Annotated in this window: 11 protein-coding genes; 5 read left to right on the top strand and 6 right to left on the bottom strand. The window is 61.9% G+C overall.

Annotation, left to right across the window (positions count from 1 at the left end; all coding sequences use genetic code 11):
* Window positions 1–4: 4 nt before the first annotated feature.
* From accB to ABX75_RS02070, 4 genes are all read right to left on the bottom strand, one after another.
* The gene (gene accB / locus ABX75_RS02085; protein ID WP_047881385.1) at window positions 5–478 is read right to left on the bottom strand and encodes an acetyl-CoA carboxylase biotin carboxyl carrier protein; all 474 of its coding nucleotides are present in this window, start codon (window positions 476–478) and stop codon (window positions 5–7) included.
* Window positions 479–502: 24 nt separating this feature from the next.
* Window positions 503–958 carry a type II 3-dehydroquinate dehydratase gene (gene aroQ / locus ABX75_RS02080; RefSeq protein WP_034095685.1) on the bottom strand — a complete coding sequence of 152 codons (456 nt, stop codon included), beginning with the start codon at window positions 956–958 and terminating at the stop codon, window positions 503–505.
* A gap of 295 nt (window positions 959–1,253) precedes the next feature.
* Complete coding sequence (locus ABX75_RS29870; RefSeq protein WP_371263974.1) at window positions 1,254–2,297, bottom strand: methyl-accepting chemotaxis protein; 1,044 nt, start codon at window positions 2,295–2,297, stop codon at window positions 1,254–1,256.
* 971 nt (window positions 2,298–3,268) lie between these two features.
* Window positions 3,269–4,939, bottom strand: a complete 1,671-nt coding sequence (locus ABX75_RS02070; RefSeq protein WP_034095687.1) for a PleD family two-component system response regulator — start codon at window positions 4,937–4,939, stop codon at window positions 3,269–3,271.
* Window positions 4,940–5,240: 301 nt separating this feature from the next.
* Here ABX75_RS02070 and ABX75_RS02065 point away from each other — a divergent pair, with 301 nt between their 5' ends.
* The 4 genes from ABX75_RS02065 (at window position 5,241) to speA (ending at window position 9,454) form a co-directional block, all read left to right on the top strand.
* Window positions 5,241–6,308 carry a DUF2333 family protein gene (locus ABX75_RS02065; RefSeq protein ID WP_034095688.1) on the top strand — a complete coding sequence of 356 codons (1,068 nt, stop codon included), beginning with the start codon at window positions 5,241–5,243 and terminating at the stop codon, window positions 6,306–6,308.
* Window positions 6,309–6,310: 2 nt separating this feature from the next.
* Window positions 6,311–6,847: an NUDIX hydrolase gene (locus ABX75_RS02060; RefSeq protein ID WP_047881384.1), complete on the top strand. Its 537-nt coding sequence runs from the start codon at window positions 6,311–6,313 to the stop codon at window positions 6,845–6,847.
* Between the two features lie 180 nt (window positions 6,848–7,027).
* Window positions 7,028–7,399, top strand: coding sequence for a translation initiation factor Sui1 (locus tag ABX75_RS02055; protein WP_034095690.1), 372 nt, complete (start codon window positions 7,028–7,030; stop codon window positions 7,397–7,399).
* Window positions 7,400–7,540: 141 nt separating this feature from the next.
* The gene (gene speA, locus ABX75_RS02050) at window positions 7,541–9,454 is read left to right on the top strand and encodes an arginine decarboxylase (protein WP_047881383.1); all 1,914 of its coding nucleotides are present in this window, start codon (window positions 7,541–7,543) and stop codon (window positions 9,452–9,454) included.
* Window positions 9,455–9,506: 52 nt separating this feature from the next.
* Here speA and ABX75_RS02045 read toward each other — a convergent pair whose 3' ends face one another.
* Window positions 9,507–9,818: a hypothetical protein gene (locus tag ABX75_RS02045; RefSeq protein WP_047881382.1), complete on the bottom strand. Its 312-nt coding sequence runs from the start codon at window positions 9,816–9,818 to the stop codon at window positions 9,507–9,509.
* 82 nt (window positions 9,819–9,900) lie between these two features.
* Window positions 9,901–11,250, bottom strand: coding sequence for an MATE family efflux transporter (locus ABX75_RS02040; RefSeq protein WP_047881381.1), 1,350 nt, complete (start codon window positions 11,248–11,250; stop codon window positions 9,901–9,903).
* 207 nt (window positions 11,251–11,457) lie between these two features.
* Here ABX75_RS02040 and ABX75_RS02035 point away from each other — a divergent pair, with 207 nt between their 5' ends.
* Complete coding sequence (locus ABX75_RS02035) at window positions 11,458–16,359, top strand: alpha-2-macroglobulin (protein WP_047881380.1); 4,902 nt, start codon at window positions 11,458–11,460, stop codon at window positions 16,357–16,359.
* Window positions 16,360–16,460: the final 101 nt, after the last annotated feature.

Below are 16,460 nucleotides of genomic sequence, written 5' to 3'. Positions count from 1 at the left end.
CGGTTCAAACGATGGTGAACAGCGGCTGGTCGTACTCAACCGGCTGACCGTTTTCTACCAGGATGGACTCGATCACGCCGGCTTTTTCAGCGGTGATGTGGTTCATCATTTTCATCGCTTCGACGATGCAAATGGTGTCGCCCACTTTCACGGTCTTGCCCACTTCAACGAAGGCTGGCGAGGTCGGTGCCGGGGTGCGGTAGAAAGTACCGACCATTGGCGACTTGACCACGAAACCGTTCAGCGCAGGAGCTGCCGGTGAAGCAGGAGCAGCCGGGGCAGCCGGGGCAGCCGGTGCAGCGGCTGGTGCAGCAGCAGCCGGAGCCGGTGCTTGCATCTGCGGGGCATAGAATTGTTGAGCCGGGGTCTTGCTGTGGCGGCTGATCCGTACGGACTCTTCGCCTTCCTTGATTTCCAGCTCGTCGATACCGGATTCTTCCAGCAGTTCGATCAACTTCTTAACTTTACGGATATCCATGAATCATCAACTCCCAAGGGTCGGTCAGGGGCGCTTGGCCGGTTGTTCAAGCTGTTCCAGGGCGGCCTCCAGGGCCAGTCGGTAACCGCTGGCGCCAAGGCCGCAGATCACTCCTACCGCTACGTCGGAGAAGTAGGAGTGATGGCGGAAAGGTTCGCGTTTGTGCACATTCGACAAATGCACTTCGATGAATGGGATGCTCACCGCCAGCAGCGCGTCACGTAATGCAACACTTGTATGCGTAAAAGCGGCGGGATTGATCAGGATAAAGTCCACACCTTCGCCGCGCGCGGCATGGATGCGATCAATCAACTCGTACTCGGCATTGCTTTGCAGGTATTGCAGATGGTGGCCGGCATCACGGGCCCTCTGTTCCAGATCGAGGTTGATCTGATCGAGGGTCACTGCCCCGTAGACGCCCGGTTCACGGGTGCCAAGCAGGTTCAGGTTGGGTCCGTGAAGAACCAGTAAGGTCGCCATCGGCTGTTCCTTGTTATAGAGGTGGGTACGTCAGAACCCGGCGACTATGCCGCAAAGCCTTTGTGACTGTCCAGTTCTATGCAGTAGGCGGCACGATTAGCGAGGATTGCGCAAAATTTATGACTGTGGGCCAGTATCCGGTCATAGGCGACACGTCATGAACCCTATGGAGATCAAGTGTGGGAGGGGGCTTGCCCCCGATTGCAGTGTGACAGTCTCAGTATCTCTAACTGATCCACCGCTATCGGGGGCAAGCCCCCTCCCACATTAGTTCTTGATATGACGCTGGGTCCGGTTAGACGCGGAATGCTTGTACGGCGGTATTGAGCTGCCCACCCAGCACCAGCAAATGCTCACCCTGGCTGCGACCTTGGCCAATACGCAGCAAATTATCTTCGCCCAGTTGATGAATTCGCTCGCTGTTATCGCGAATCTCACTTACCGCGCCACTCTGCTGCGCGGTGACATCGGCGATGCGCACAGCGGTGTCGGAAATGGTCTGGATCGCGCCGACGATTTCGTCCAGCGCACCATCGGCCGCCTGGGCTTGCTGGGCGGTGGCTTCGGCGTGTTCCACCTGGGCGCGCATGCCTTCCACCGATTGGCGGGCGGCGCTTTGCAGGCCGGCGATCAACTCTTGGATTTCGGCGGTGGCGCCGGCGGTGCGCTGGGCCAGGGAGCGGACTTCGTCGGCGACCACCGCAAAACCGCGGCCGGCCTCCCCGGCGCGGGCGGCTTCGATGGCGGCGTTGAGTGCGAGCAGGTTGGTCTGGTCGGCGATGGAGCGGATTACCGTCAGCACGCCGCCGATGGTGGCGGATTCTTCGGCGAGCTTTTCGATCATCTGCGCGTTTTGCTGTACTTCGCCCACCAGGGCATGCAGGCCGGTCAGGCTCAGGCCGATCACCCGCTGGCCCTGTTCTACCGCCTGGCCTGCGCTGCGGCTGGCGCCGGCGGCCTGGCTGGCGTCGCCGGCCACTTGCTGAATGGTCGCTTCCAGCTCACCCAGGGAGTCGCGGATCTGCGCGGTATCGCCGGCCTGGCGTTCGGCGCCGTCGTGCAGGCCGCTGCTCAACTCGGCCAGCGCGCGGCTGCTGCCGGCAACTTCTTCGGCATTGCCACGAATGGTGCCTACCAAGTCCACCAGATAGGCACGCAAGCGGTTCAGTGAGGCTTCGATGTCGTGCAGTTCGCGGTTGGTCTTGCCCAGGGCAATCGGTTGGCTGAAGTCGCCCTCGGCCCAGGTCGATAAGGCCGGCGCCAGGCTGGTCAGCACTCGGGCCAGGCGGCGTTGCAGGGTGTCGATCAGCAGTGCGATCAGCAGGATCAGGCCAATCATCACGCCTTGCATCAGGCGCACTTCGCCCTGGATTTTGCCATGCTGCGCGCGCACCGCCGGTTCCAGCCCGGCGATGGCCTGTTGCACCGCGTTGATCTTCAGATGCGTGGCGGCGGCCAGATCGGCGCGCTGCTGGATCTGCGCGCGGGTGCGTTTGAGTTCGGCCGGGTAACGGGTCAGCAGGCTGTTGAGTTCGCGCTTGAGGTCGACGCCGCTGTCCTGGGCTTCGGCTTTTTCGGTGTTTTCCAGGCCCATCAACGCGGAGAAGTCATCGGTATTGGATTCGGCGCTGGCTTTCACACCCAGTAATGGCAACTGTTCCAGCAGGTCGGCCTGGCCACGGATCTGGCCCAGTTCGCGCTCCACGTCATCGGCCAGCTCGGCGCGCCCGCTGCTGACCAGTTTGTCGCGGGCCAGTGAGAGTTTGCCCAAGTGCTGGGACGCGGCCAGCAGCGCTGGTAGGTAGCGTGCAGCTTCCGGGGAGTTGACCCCCGTGGCGTACTGGCTCAGCTGTTCCAGGTTCGCGCCCAGCTCGCGCTCGGCCTGCACCAACAAGGCTTGCGGGTCGCCGGCCAACTTGCCGGCGGCGAGCAGGTCGGTCTTGCTGAAGGTGTCCAGCTCCACCAGGCTGGGGCGCAGGCTCTGCGTCAGCTCGGCGGGCAGTTCATCCAGATGTTGCAGCAGGCTTTCCAGGCTTTGGCTGGCGCCGCTCAAACGCAGCGCATCGCCACTGGCCAGATAGTCCTCGATATTGCGTGCCGCCTGGTTCTGAAAGGTCTGCGACAGGCTCAGGTAGCGTTCCATCAGCAGATAAGGGCGCTCCAAGGCGCGTTGCGACCACCATAAGGTCGCCCCCAGCGCCAGGCACACGGCCACTAACAGGAGGGTGTTGAGATTGGTCAGCAGCTTCAGGCGCATGCGTGGTTTCAGCCGGCAGCAAAAGATAAGTGCCTGAAGTTATTGCGTTTCTATTACAGCGTTATGACGGAGTCAGTGGATTCCGGTGAAAAGATGGCACTTTGCTTTGACGTGCGCGCCGCCTGTACGCGGTTGCGTCCTCCACCTTTGGCGCGGTACAGCGCCTCGTCGGCCTGGGCCGCCATCATCAGGCTGTCGGAACCGTCGCACAACTCCACCAGGCCGGCGCTGAAGGTGCACCACAGATCATGGGGCTGGGCGGGGTAGTGGATTTCGGCGAAGCGTTCGCGAATTTCATCCAGCACCTTGCAGGCCGATTCCAGGTCGGTGTCGGGCATGACGATGGCGAACTCCTCACCGCCGTAGCGCCCGATAAAGTCGGTCTTGCGCAACCGCTGCTTGAGAAACAGCGCCAGGCTCTTGATCACGCGGTCGCCCATCGGGTGGCCGTGGCTGTCATTGACGCGCTTGAAGTGGTCGATATCGAGCATGGCAAAGCTCAGCGGCTTGTTTTCACGGCGCGCGCGGAAGCTGCAGTCTTCGAGCAGTTGCAGGATATGGGTGTGGTTGTACAGACCGGTCAGGCTGTCGCGCACCATCCGCGCCTTGAGGTTACGGGCGCGGGCCGCGCGGTTGCGCACGGTGGTGATCAGGTGGCGCGGCTTGATCGGCTTGGTGAGGAAGTCGTCGCCGCCCTCGCTCATGGCATCCAGTTGCTTGTCCAGATCGTCCTCGGCCGACAGGTAGATGATCGGCACGCTCACATAACGGTCATTGTGGCGGATCACCTTGGCCAGCTCGGTGCCGGTGCAGGCGGGCATGTACATGTCGAGGATGATCAGGTCGGGCTGGAAATCCGCCAATTCGGCCATGGCCTGGATCGGCTCGATCAAGGTGCGGGTGACGATGCCGGCGCTGTTGAGCAGGCGCTCGGTGTGCAGGGCCTGGGCCCGCGAGTCATCGATGATCAGTACTTTATAAGGTTCGTACTGGGCGACGCAGGTCAGCACTTCGATCTTTTCCAGCAGGCTGGAGGCTTCCAGCGTGCCGGTGAGGAATTCCTGGCCCCCGGCGCGTACGGCGGCCAGGCGTGTGGGGGTGTCGGTTTCGTGCAGGCTGAAAAACAGCAGCGGCAGTTTTTGCTCCAGGCCCTCTTGGGCTTCGGCGGCGAGCTTGAGGCCCAGCCCGGTGCCGCAGAAATCCACGTCCATCACGATGGCGGATGGCAGACGCTCGGCCATGGACGAGCGAAATGCCGCTACGCTGTCCAAGGATTGGGCGCTCATCCCAAAGAACTCCAACTGCTTGGCCAGTCGCTCGGCGCGGTCGTGGTCGGCCAGCATCACGTAGATCGGCTTGCGCATCGGCGGCAGAACGGTTTGTTCCAGTTGGTCGCCCTGACGCAGGCCGGTGCGGGACAGGCGCTGCATCAAGCGGTTGAGTTCAGTGATCAAATGGCTGCTCAGGCGGCCGCGGTTCTCGTCCACCGCTTTAAGGGATTCGCCGATATGGTGAGCCAGTTGACCGTGCTCTGGCTGCTCAAAGCGCTCGGCAAAACGCAGCAAGCGCAAATTGGCCTCGCTGAGTTCGGAGAGGTCGGCGCTCGACCATTCGCTGCGTTGCAGGCGCTGCCAGATCTCAAGAATTTGACGTGCCTGATGAATTACCCGCTGGGCAAAATGCTGCTTGAGACGCTCACGGCTGGGGTCTTCTGGCTCGGTCATATCCTGACTACTTGGTGAAGGTGCATGCTGAAGTCGACTGATGGCTCTATGCTAGCACCTCTTTTCATGCCAATGAGTGTCATACGTCAATTAACTGTGCGTCTTCGGCATTCAGTTACTGACTCGATGGTCGCGCGGCAAAAAAAACGTGCATCCTTATATAGTTGAATGTGCCGGTTGCGCCAGTTTGGATAAAAGCCCCGCACCGGCGGGCACGATGGGGTAGGGTTGTGGTCGGAGTGTTTTGAACGCACGCCCTCAATTCAAGTGCATGAACTCAAGTGATTGAAAGGATATCGCCATGCTGGACTGGAAAAACCGTGCAGGCAGTGCCACCGGCCCCGCGCCTGAACCCAAATCGACTAACCGCGGCTATTTTCGTACGCTGCTGATGAGTCGGGCCGTACTCAGCGTACTCGGCCTGTACCTGTTGGTCACCGGCGCTCTGGGCTGGTACTGGAGCGAAGAGCCGGCGCTGTTTCCGGTCCAGCAAAACGCGCAGATCGCTGCCGAAAAAGACGGCAAGCAGATGGTCGTGGGCTTCACCACCGTTGAAACCCTCAAGACTGTGGTCGGCACGCTGTTGAACAAGCCCGGTGGCTACATTTCCAACGACCGCTTCCCGCCGGGCCTGTGGATGGACAACATGCCCAGCTGGGAATACGGCGTGCTGGTGCAAGTGCGCGACCTGACTCGTGCCCTGCGTAAAGACTTCGCCCGCTCCCAATCCCAATCGGCTGAAGACGCTGACTTGGCCAAGGCTGAGCCACGCTTCAACTTCGACAACAAGAGCTGGGTGCTGCCGTCCAGTGAGTCTGAGTACCAGGAAGGCATCAACTCCCTGAGCCGCTACGAAGCGCGCCTCTCCGATCCCAACCAGAAAGGCGCGCTGTTCTACGCCCGCGCCGACAACCTGAACAATTGGCTGGGCGATGTCGCCACGCGCCTGGGTTCGTTGTCCCAGCGCCTGTCGGCCAGTGTCGGTCGGGTAAAACTCAATACCGCGTTGAAAACCGAGGCGCTCGCCCCGGGTGAGGTGCCGCAGGTCGACGAAGAAGTGGTGGAAACCCCATGGATGCAGATCGACAACGTGTTCTACGAAGCCCGTGGCCAGGCCTGGGCACTGTCTCACCTGCTGCGTGCGATCGAAGTCGACTTTGCCGATGTGCTGGCCAAGAAGAACGCCACCGTCAGCGTGCGCCAGATCATTCGTGAACTGGAAGCCTCGCAAGAGCCGGTGTGGAGCCCGATGATCCTCAATGGCAGCGGTTTTGGCGTGCTGGCCAACCACTCGCTGGTCATGGCCAATTACATTTCCCGAGCCAACGCTGCGGTGATCGACCTGCGTCAACTGCTCAACCAGGGTTGATGATGGATGCCAGTCAACGGGAGGAGGCCCATCGCGCGGCCTCCGATGCCGAACTGATCTGTTGGGTCGACGAGCAGGACAACCTGCTCGGCCACCTCGTCAGGTCCGATCTGCGCGCGCGTGGCTTGATCGGCCGCTGCACGTTTATCTTCCTCTTCAACTCCAAGGGTGAGCTGTGCGTGCATCGGCGCACCCTGAGCAAAGCCCTGTACCCAGGGTTCTGGGACACGGCGGCGGGTGGAATGGTCGCGGCGGGTGAGTCTTACGCGGTCTCGGCGGCCCGTGAGCTGGAAGAGGAGTTGGGCGTGGGCGGGGTGGATCTGGTAGAACATGACCATTTCTATTTCGAGGATGGTGACAGTCGGCTCTGGTGTAAATCCTATTCAGCCGTGTGGGATGGCCCTCTGCGGTTACAGCCAGAAGAGGTGATGGAGGCGCGCTTTTTACCCATCAGCAAAGTCTTGCAGGACGCCAAGAAAAAACCTTACTGCCCTGACGCCCAAGAGGGCTTGCGTCGCTATCTGGCCTTGCGTCGCTAAAGTTGCATGAATTGGCGCCATTTGGCTCTTAGCAAGCGTGCTTTTTGCCGTTACACTGCGCGACTTTTCACCCGCGTCGCTTTGGCGATGCGGTAGCGCTGCCCCTGCCTGAGTGGGGCTTCGCGGTCGGCTGACCCTTTTGGGGGCCGATCAGTCTTCATCCTCCCAAGAGGATTGCCGGTGGCCAAAAAAGCCGCATCCTTCGCCGCCCTTGGTGGCCTGGTATTTTCCACCGACGCAGGTCGACACTGCCCGGACTGTCGTCAGCCCGTGGACGCCTGCATCTGCAAACAGACCCTGATTCCCGAAGGCGACGGTATTGCCCGCGTGCGACGCGAGAGCAAGGGCCGCGGCGGCAAGACGGTGACCACCATCACCGGCGTGCCCCTGGCCGCGGAGCCCCTCAAGGAACTGGCCACCACGCTGAAAAAGCGCTGTGGCACCGGTGGTGCGTTGAAAGACGGCGTCATCGAGATCCAGGGCGACCACGTCGAGCTGTTATTGGCCGAGCTGATCAAGCTGGGATACAAGGCCAAAAAGTCCGGCGGCTGAGCCTCTTACCGGCCAGTGTCTAAACTCTGTCCTGCGAGTGGGGTCTACCTCTCTTACAGGCAAATCGTCATTTTCATTCTTTAGACTGCGCCGGCCTCGAACCCGAGGCGGTGCCTTCGACTTCATTTATAGGGGACTTCGATGTCCGTACGACGCACACGCAAAGACGATGGCAGCCAATGGACCGTTGCGGACAGCCGCAGTGTTTATGGGATCCGCCATTGGGGGGCCGGGTATTTCGCGATCAATGACGCCGGTCGCGTTGAAGTTCGTCCGAACGGCCCGAACAGCACGCCCGTCGACCTTTACGAGCAAGTCGACGAGCTACGCAAAAGCGGGCTGTCGCTGCCGCTGCTGGTGCGCTTCCCCGACATCCTGCAAGACCGTGTGCGCCAACTGACCGGTGCTTTCGATTCGAACATCGAACGCCTGGAGTACCAGAGCAAGTACACCGCGCTGTACCCGATCAAGGTGAACCAGCAGGAAGCGGTGATCGAGAACATCATCGCCACCCAGAACGTTTCCATTGGCCTCGAAGCCGGCTCCAAGCCCGAGCTGCTGGCCGTGCTGGCGTTGGCACCGAAGGGCGGCACTATCGTTTGCAACGGTTACAAGGACCGTGAGTTCATCCGTCTGGCGCTGATGGGCCAGAAGCTGGGCCACAACGTGTTTATCGTGATCGAAAAAGAATCCGAAGTCGGCCTGGTGATCGAAGAGGCCGCGAGCCTCAAGGTCAAGCCTCAGGTGGGCTTGCGCGTGCGCTTGTCGTCCTTGGCGTCGAGCAAGTGGGCGGACACCGGTGGCGAGAAATCCAAGTTCGGTTTGTCGGCCGCGCAGTTGCTGTCGGTGGTCGAGCGCTTCCGCGCCGCAGGCCTGGATCAGGGCATTCGTCTGCTGCACTTCCATATGGGCTCGCAGATCGCCAACCTGGCCGACTACCAGCACGGCTTCAAAGAGGCCATTCGTTATTACGGCGAACTGCGTAACCTCGGCCTGCCGGTGGATCACATCGACGTCGGCGGTGGCCTGGGCGTGGACTACGACGGTACTCACTCGCGTAACGCCAGCTCCATCAACTACGACATGGACGACTACGCCGGCGTGGTGGTGGGCATGCTCAAGGAGTTCTGCGACGCGCAGAGCCTGCCGCATCCGAACATTTTCTCCGAAAGCGGCCGTTCCCTGACCGCTCACCACGCCATGCTGGTGGTGCAGGTGACCGACGTCGAGAAACACAACGACGAAATCCCGCTGATCGAGAACAAGGAAAGCCTGCCGGAAACCGTGCAATGGCTGGTGGACCTGCTCGGCCCGACCGACATCGAGATGGTCACCGAAACCTACTGGCGCGCCACCCACTACATGAGTGATGTGGCCACCCAGTACGCCGACGGCAAACTGACCCTGGCGGAAAAGGCCCTGGCCGAGCAGTGCTACTTCGCCGTGTGCCGTCGCCTGCATAACTCGCTGAAAGCCCGCCAGCGCTCGCACCGCCAAGTCCTGGACGAACTCAACGACAAACTGGCCGACAAGTACATCTGCAACTTCTCGGTCTTCCAGAGCCTGCCCGACACCTGGGCCATCGGCCAAGTGCTACCGATCCTGCCGCTGCACCGTCTCGACGAAGAGCCGCTGCGCCGTGCGGTGCTGCAGGACCTGACCTGCGACTCCGACGGCAAGATCAAGCAATACGTCGACGAGCAGAGCATCGAAACCAGCCTGCCGGTACACGCCCTGAAGGAAGGCGAGGACTACCTGCTGGGTATCTTCCTGGTCGGCGCCTACCAGGAAATTCTCGGCGACATGCACAACCTGTTCGGCGACACCGACTCGGTGAACATCTACCAGCGTGAAGACGGCACGGTGTACAGCGCCGGGATCGAAACCCACGACACCATCGAAGACATGCTGCGCTACGTGCACTTGTCGCCGGAGGAGTTGATGACGCACTACCGTGACAAGTGCGCCAGCGCGAAGATCAGCGCGTCGGAGCGCACCCAGTTCCTGGACGCGTTGCGTCTGGGGCTGACGCGTTCGTCCTACTTGTCTTCCTGATACCGTCTTGAGCGACGCACGGTGTTTTCCGTGCGTCGTATCGGCGGGCGCTTCAGTGCACTTTCAGGCACACACTGTGCCCGCATTGAGCGGTGTTGAACTCAAGGCTAAGTCGGTCAATTCTGTCAACGTTACCGTTTCTACGGTGCACCATGACGACTCGGTCATCAATGGGCAGCTCAACTCGACCTTTTGGCGCAAGTTGGTGAACATCGGCTTCTTGGGTGACTATCAGATTGAACTGGCTGCTGTTTTCCACCTCCAGCATGCCCTGAACATTGGCCGGCCCTTGCCCATTAGTGCAGCCAGCAGTGGTTGCGAGTGTGCAAGCGGCGGCCATCCACAGTGCTTTCGTGATGTTCATATCCGACTCTCCTTGAATGTATGGGATGGGGATTACCCATGGCCATTCAACGCCCGGCGGGTCGGTTTGTAACCTGTGAAAACTAACAGGTCGGATCGCCAAACCATTGGTTCTTTTTGCTCAAGCGCCACGCGATAACCCACAACGTGAAACTGCGCAGCGCCATAAACAGCAGGAAGGTTATCCACAACCCGTGATTGCCCAACCCCTGCAAGACCCACGCGAACGGCAGCACGATCAATACCGTCAACAACATCCCATCGCGCATTTCCCGCGCCCGCGTAGCACCGATAAACAGCCCATCCAGCAGATAACTCCACACCGCAATCAAGGGCAGTACCGCTAGGTAAGGCAGGTAGATGTCCGCGGTTTCGCGCACGCTGGGGATATCGGTCTGCATGGCGATAAACAGATGGCCGGCGACGGTGAACAACAATGCAAACCCAAGGCTGGCGATCAGTGACCAACCACCGGCCACTACCAGCGAACGCCGCAGGGTTTGCCGGTCCCGTGCGCCGATGGCGTGACCGCACAGTGCCTCCACCGCGTGGGCCAGGCCGTCCAGGGCGTGGGCGGTCAGCAGTAGGCCGTTGAGCAGTAGCGCATTGGCCGCCACGGTGGCGTCGCCCAGGCGCGCGCCTTGCACCGTGATCATGAAAAACACCGACTGCAACGCCAGGCTGCGGATAAAAATGTCGCGGTTGACCGCCAGCAACGGGCGCCAGCTCTGCCAGCGCTTGAGGGCCGCCCAGGCGATATTCCCGGGGTAGGCGCGTAGGGCTTTTTGCGTGAGGGCCAGGCCAAGCAAGGCACCGGTCCACTCGGCGATGACCGAGGCGCGTGCCGACCCCGCCACGCCCCACTCCAGGCCAAGCACGAACCAAAGGTTCAGGGCGATATTGACCAGGTTGGTGGTCAGCAGAATCGCCAGCGGCGCGCGGGCGTTCTGCGTGCCGAGGAACCAGCCAACCAGCGCATAGCTGGCCAGTGCAGCGGGCAGGCCGAACAGGCGGGTGTGGAAAAAATCCCGGGTCAGTTGATTCAGTTGCTCGGACGGCTGCATCCATTCCAGTGCCGTATGGCTCAGGGGGATGCCCACCGTGCCCAGCAATATGGCCAGCCCAAGCGCCAGCAGCAAGCCTTGCAGCAGGATCTGTCGCAGCGCCGCGCCATCCTTGCGCCCGGCGGCCTGAGCGGCGAAACCAGTGGAGCCCATACGCAGAAAACCCATGGCCCAGGCCAGAAAGGTGTACAGGCTGGCACCCACGGCCACCGCGCCCAATTGGTGGGCATGCGGCAAATGGCCGATCACCATGCTGTCGACCAGGGCAACCAACGGCACCGAGATATTCGACAGAATCATCGGCGCAGCCAGGGCCCATACGCGGCGGTGGGTGGGGCGGTCGCGCCAGTCGGTCAGTAAGGTGGACATGCAGGCTCCTTGGGGGAACGACATTGTAACCATCCATTAGCCATGCAGCAGAGCCAATGTGGGAGGTGGCTGTGGGATTTGGCTGGGGGGTTCAAACGGCTGCGAACCAACCCACCCTCCGTCGGTCAATGTGACCAGCACCACATCGGCCCCGCTCGGGCTGATATATAGTTCACACCCCCGGTTCCCTCTGACAACGAGTGCCCCATGCTTAACAAAGGATTGTTCCTGGCCTGCGCCCTGGCCCTGCTGAGCGCCTGCGATTCTTCCGATAAACCCACTGCGCCCACCGCACCCGTGGCGACCACCAGCACCGCCCCCAAGCCGATCAAAGCGGCGGTGGATGTGGCGGCGCTGAAGCAGCGCTATGCCGGGCGTGAATTAAGCGTGGTAGACGTGTCCGAGGTGCAGTTGGACGGTGCCAGCACGCTATCGGTGAGCTTCTCCATTCCCCTGGACCCGGAGCAGAAGTTTGCCGACAAGCTGCACCTGGTCGACAGTAAGTCCGGCAAGGTCGACGGCGCCTGGGAACTCTCCGATAACCTGATGGAATTGCGCCTGCGTCACCTCGAACCGCAGCGCAAACTGGTGCTCACCGTCGACGCCGGGCTCAAGGCCGTCAACGATAATAAACTCGCCGCCGAGTACATCGCCCGCCTGGAAACCCGCGACCTGCAAGCCACCGTCGGCTTCGCCAGTCGCGGCACCCTGCTGCCGACGCGCCTGGCCGAGGGCCTGCCGGTGATCGCGCTGAACGTCGACAAAATCGACGTCGAATTCTTCCGCATCAAGCCCGAGTCCCTGCCGTCGTTCCTGGCGCAGTGGGGGCGCAATACCAGCCTGCAAAGTTACGAGTCCCGCGAGTTGCTGCCCATGGCCGATCTGGTCTACGGCGGGCGTTTCGATTTGAACCCTGCGCGCAATACCCGCGAAACCCTGCTGCTGCCGATCGCTGGCCTCAAGCAATTGCAGCAGCCTGGCGTATACCTGGCGGTGATGCGTGCGTCGGGCACGTATAACTATTCCCAACCGGCCACGCTGTTCACCCTGAGCGACATTGGCCTGTCGGTGCACCGCTACAGCAATCGCCTCGACGTCTTTACCCAGGCCCTGGAAGGCGGCAAAGCCCTGGATGACGTGGACCTGGAAGTGCTGGACGGCGATGGCCGCGTGCTGGCCGAGGGCAAGACCGAAAAGGGCGGCCACGCGCAGTTGCCGCTGCCGAAAAAAGCCCAGGTGTTGCTGGCCAAGCAGGGTGAGCAGACCAGCCTGTTGCGCCTGGATAGCGCCGCGCTGGACCTGGCCGAATTCGACATCGGCGGCCAGCCGTCCCACCCCTTGCAGTTCTTTGTATTCGGCCCGCGCGACCTGTATCGCCCAGGCGAAACCGTGCTGCTCAACGCCTTGCTGCGAGACAAGGACGGCAACACGGTCAAGCCGCAGCCGGTGAGCGTCGAAGTGCGTCGTCCGGATGAACAGGTCAGCCGCAAATTCGTGTGGGATGCCGACGCATCCGGCCTTTATCAATACGCCCTGCAATTGGCCGGCGAGGCGCCGACCGGGCGCTGGCAGCTGGTGTTCGACTTGGGCGACGGCAAGCCGCAGTTGTACGAATTCCTCGTTGAAGACTTCCTGCCCGAACGCTTGGCCCTGGAACTCAAGGGCAGCGACACGCCGTTGAGCCCGGCGGACAGCCCGCAAATCCAGCTCACGGGGCGCTACCTCTACGGCGCGCCGGCTTCGGGTAACCGGGTGAGCGGCCAGGTTTATGTGCGGCCGTTGCGCGAGGCGGTCAAGTCGCTGCCGGGCTACGAGTTCGGTTCCGTCACCGAGGAGGACCTGAGCCAGGATTTCGAGATTGACGAAAACGTGCTCGACGCCAAGGGCCAGGAGGTCCTGAGCCTGGAGAGCAAGTGGGCCGAGGCCAAGTCGCCGCTGCAACTGATCGTGCAGGCCAGCCTGCATGAGTCGGGCGGGCGGCCGATCACACGGCGCCTGGTGCAGCCGATCTGGCCGGCCAAGCAACTGCCGGGCCTGCGCGGGCTGTTTGACGGCAAGGAAACCAATGGCGACGGCCCGGCGGAATTCGAAGTGCTGCTGGCCAATCAGGACGGCCAGAAGCTTGCCGCGCCCAACCTCAAAGTGCGCCTGGTGCGCGAACGCCGTGACTACTACTGGAACTACTCCGACAACGACGGCTGGAGCTACCACTACAACGAGAAATTCCTCAACCTCGACGAGCAGACCCTCAACATCAAGGCCGGTGATACCGCCAAGGTCAGCTTCCAGGTGGAGTGGGGGCCGTATCGCGTGGAGGTCGAAGACCCGCAGACCGGCCTAGTCAGCAGCCTGCGTTTCTGGGCCGGTTATCAGGCCCAGGACAACACCGAAGGCGGCGCCGTGCGCCCCGATCAGGTCAAGCTGGCGCTGGATAAGCCAGCCTATGGCGATGGCGATACCGCTAACATCACGGTCACGCCGCCGGCCGCCGGTAAGGGCTACTTGCTGGTGGAATCCGCCGAAGGGCCGCTGTGGTGGCAGGAAATCGACGTGCCGGCCGAAGGCAAGAGTTTTGCCGTGAAGCTTGACCCGAAATGGTCGCGCCATGACCTGTATGTCAGCGCCCTGGTGATTCGTCCCGGCGAGCGCAAAGCCAATATCACCCCGAAACGCGCGGTGGGCCTGCTGCACTTGCCCCTGGATCGCACCCAGCGCAAGCTCGGCGTGACCCTCAGCGCTCCGGAAAAAATGCGTCCCAAGCAACCGCTCACGGTGAAGGTCGCCGCCCGGAATGCCGATGGCAGCGTGCCTAAACAAGTACATGTGCTGGTGGCAGCGGTGGACGTGGGCATCCTCAATATCACCGAATATCCGACGCCCGACCCGTACGCCAGCCTGTTCGGCCGTAAGGCTTATGGCGTGGATCAGTTCGACATCTACGGCCAGTTGATCGAAGCCGGCCAGGGCCGTCTGGCCAGTCTGGCGTTCGGCGGTGACGCGGCGTTGGCCAAAGGTGGCAAACGCCCTGACACCAGCCTGACCATCGTGGCGCTGCAAAGCGCGCCGGTGACGTTGAATGACAAGGGCGAGGGTGAAGTCAGCGTCAATATTCCTGATTTCAACGGCGAGTTGCGCCTGATGGCCCAGGCTTGGAGCGATGACCGCTACGGCATGGCCGAAGCCAAGACCGTGGTCGCCGCGCCGCTGGTGGCCGAACTGTCGGCGCCGCGCTTCCTGGCCGGCGGCGACCAGACGAGCCTGGCGTTGGACCTGTCCAACCTGTCGGGCAAGGCGCAGAAGCTCGATGTGCAACTGAGTGCCGAAGGCCAGTTGGAACTGGTCGATGCCGGCGCGCAATCGGTCGAACTCAAGCAAGGCCAGCGCACCACGCTGCGCATCCCGGTGAAAGCCTGGGGTGGGCTGGGGCAGGGCAAGCTCAAAGTGACCGTCAATGGCCTGGACCTGCCGGGCGAACAGCTGCCGCCGTTCAGCCGCGAATGGACGTTGGGCGTGCGCCCAGCCTACCCGGCGCTGCTCAAGCATTATCGCGCGGTGCTCAAAAGCGAACCGTGGAAGTTGCCCGTTGGCACGCTGGATCAATTCGATGCCTCGGGGCGTGAAGCCTTGCTGAGCCTGTCGAGCCGGCCGCCGTTGAACCTGGGCGCGCAGATCAGTGCGCTCAAGGCCTATCCCTATGGTTGCCTGGAGCAGACCGCCAGCGGCCTGTATCCCTCGCTGTATGCCGATGACGCGTTGCTCAAGCGCCTGGGTATCAAGGGTGAGTCGGACGCCGAGCGCAAGCGCAAAATCGAACTGGGCATCGAACGCCTGCTGGGCATGCAGCGCTATAACGGCAGCTTTGGCTTGTGGGGTGCCGATGGCGAAGAGGAATATTGGCTGACCGCGTACGTCACCGACTTCCTGCTGCGCGCCCGTGACCAGGGTTTTGCCGTACCGGCCGAGGCCCTGAAAAAAGCCAGCGAGCGCCTGCTGCGTTATGTGCAGGAGCGCAACCTGATCGACGTCGACTACAGCGACAACGCCGACCACACCCGCTTCGCCGTGCAGGCTTATGCCGGCATGGTCCTGGCGCGCAGCCAGCAGGCGCCGTTAGGGGCGTTGCGCAGTCTGTTCGAGCGGCGCAGCGATGCGCGCTCGGGGTTGCCGTTGGTGCAGTTGGCGATTGCCCTGCAGAAAATGGGCGACCAACCGCGTGCCGATCAAGCCTTGCTCGCCGGCCTTGCCGCACAGCGCAGTAACAAGGATTGGCTGGCCGATTACGGCAGCCCATTGCGCGATCAGGCGATGATCCTGGCGCTGCTTGAAGAAAACGACCTAGCCAAGGGCAAGCGCGAGGAGCGGCTGTTTACCTTGTCGGATCAATTGGCGGCCAGCCCGTATCTGTCGACCCAGGAGCGCAATTCGCTGTTCCTCGCCGGGCGTCTGGGGTTCGCGCAACCGGAGGCCAACTGGCAAGTGTCGCTTACCGGCAGCGGCGGGGTGCATGAGTTGAATAATCAGCAGTCGACACTGGCATTGGACGGCAAGCTGCTGTCCGCCGACCTGGCCCTGAGCAATCAGGGGGAGACGCCGGTGTACCAGCAACTGACGATCTCCGGTTACCCACAAGTCCCACCGGCACCGGGGGGCGACAACCTGAGCATCCGCCGCGAGTACCTTGGCATGAACGGTCAGCCGTTGAACCTGCGCAACCTCAACAGCGGCGACCTGGTGCTGGTGCATGTGGCAGTTAAAGCCAAGCAACGGGTGCCGGACGCTCTGGTGGTGGATTTGCTCCCCGCAGGCCTGGAGCTGGAAAACCAGAACCTGGCACAAAGCGCCGCCAGCCTGGAAAACGCCAGCAGCCAAGTGAAGGAGTGGCGTGAGTCGATGCAGAACGCATCGCTCAAGCACCAGGAGTTCCGCGATGACCGCTACGTGGCGGCCTTGAATCTGGACAGCGATGTCACCACGCACCTGCTGTACCTGGCGCGTGCCGTAACGCCGGGCACCTATCGCGTGCCGCCGCCGCAGGTGGAGTCGATGTATCGGCCGAACTGGCAGGCGGTGGGTGAGACCCCGGCGGATCTGGTGATCAAGGGGCGCTGATTTCTCAACTCGGAATCGGCGCTAATGTGAGAGGGAGCTTGCTCCCGATGGCGGTGGGTCAGTTGCCAGGTGCGTTGACTGGAACGCTGCTATCGGGGCAA

Source organism: Pseudomonas sp. ARP3 (assembly GCF_001029595.1).
Lineage (GTDB): Bacteria > Pseudomonadota > Gammaproteobacteria > Pseudomonadales > Pseudomonadaceae > Aquipseudomonas > Aquipseudomonas rhodesiae.
This window is presented reverse-complemented; position numbering and strand designations above follow the sequence as displayed.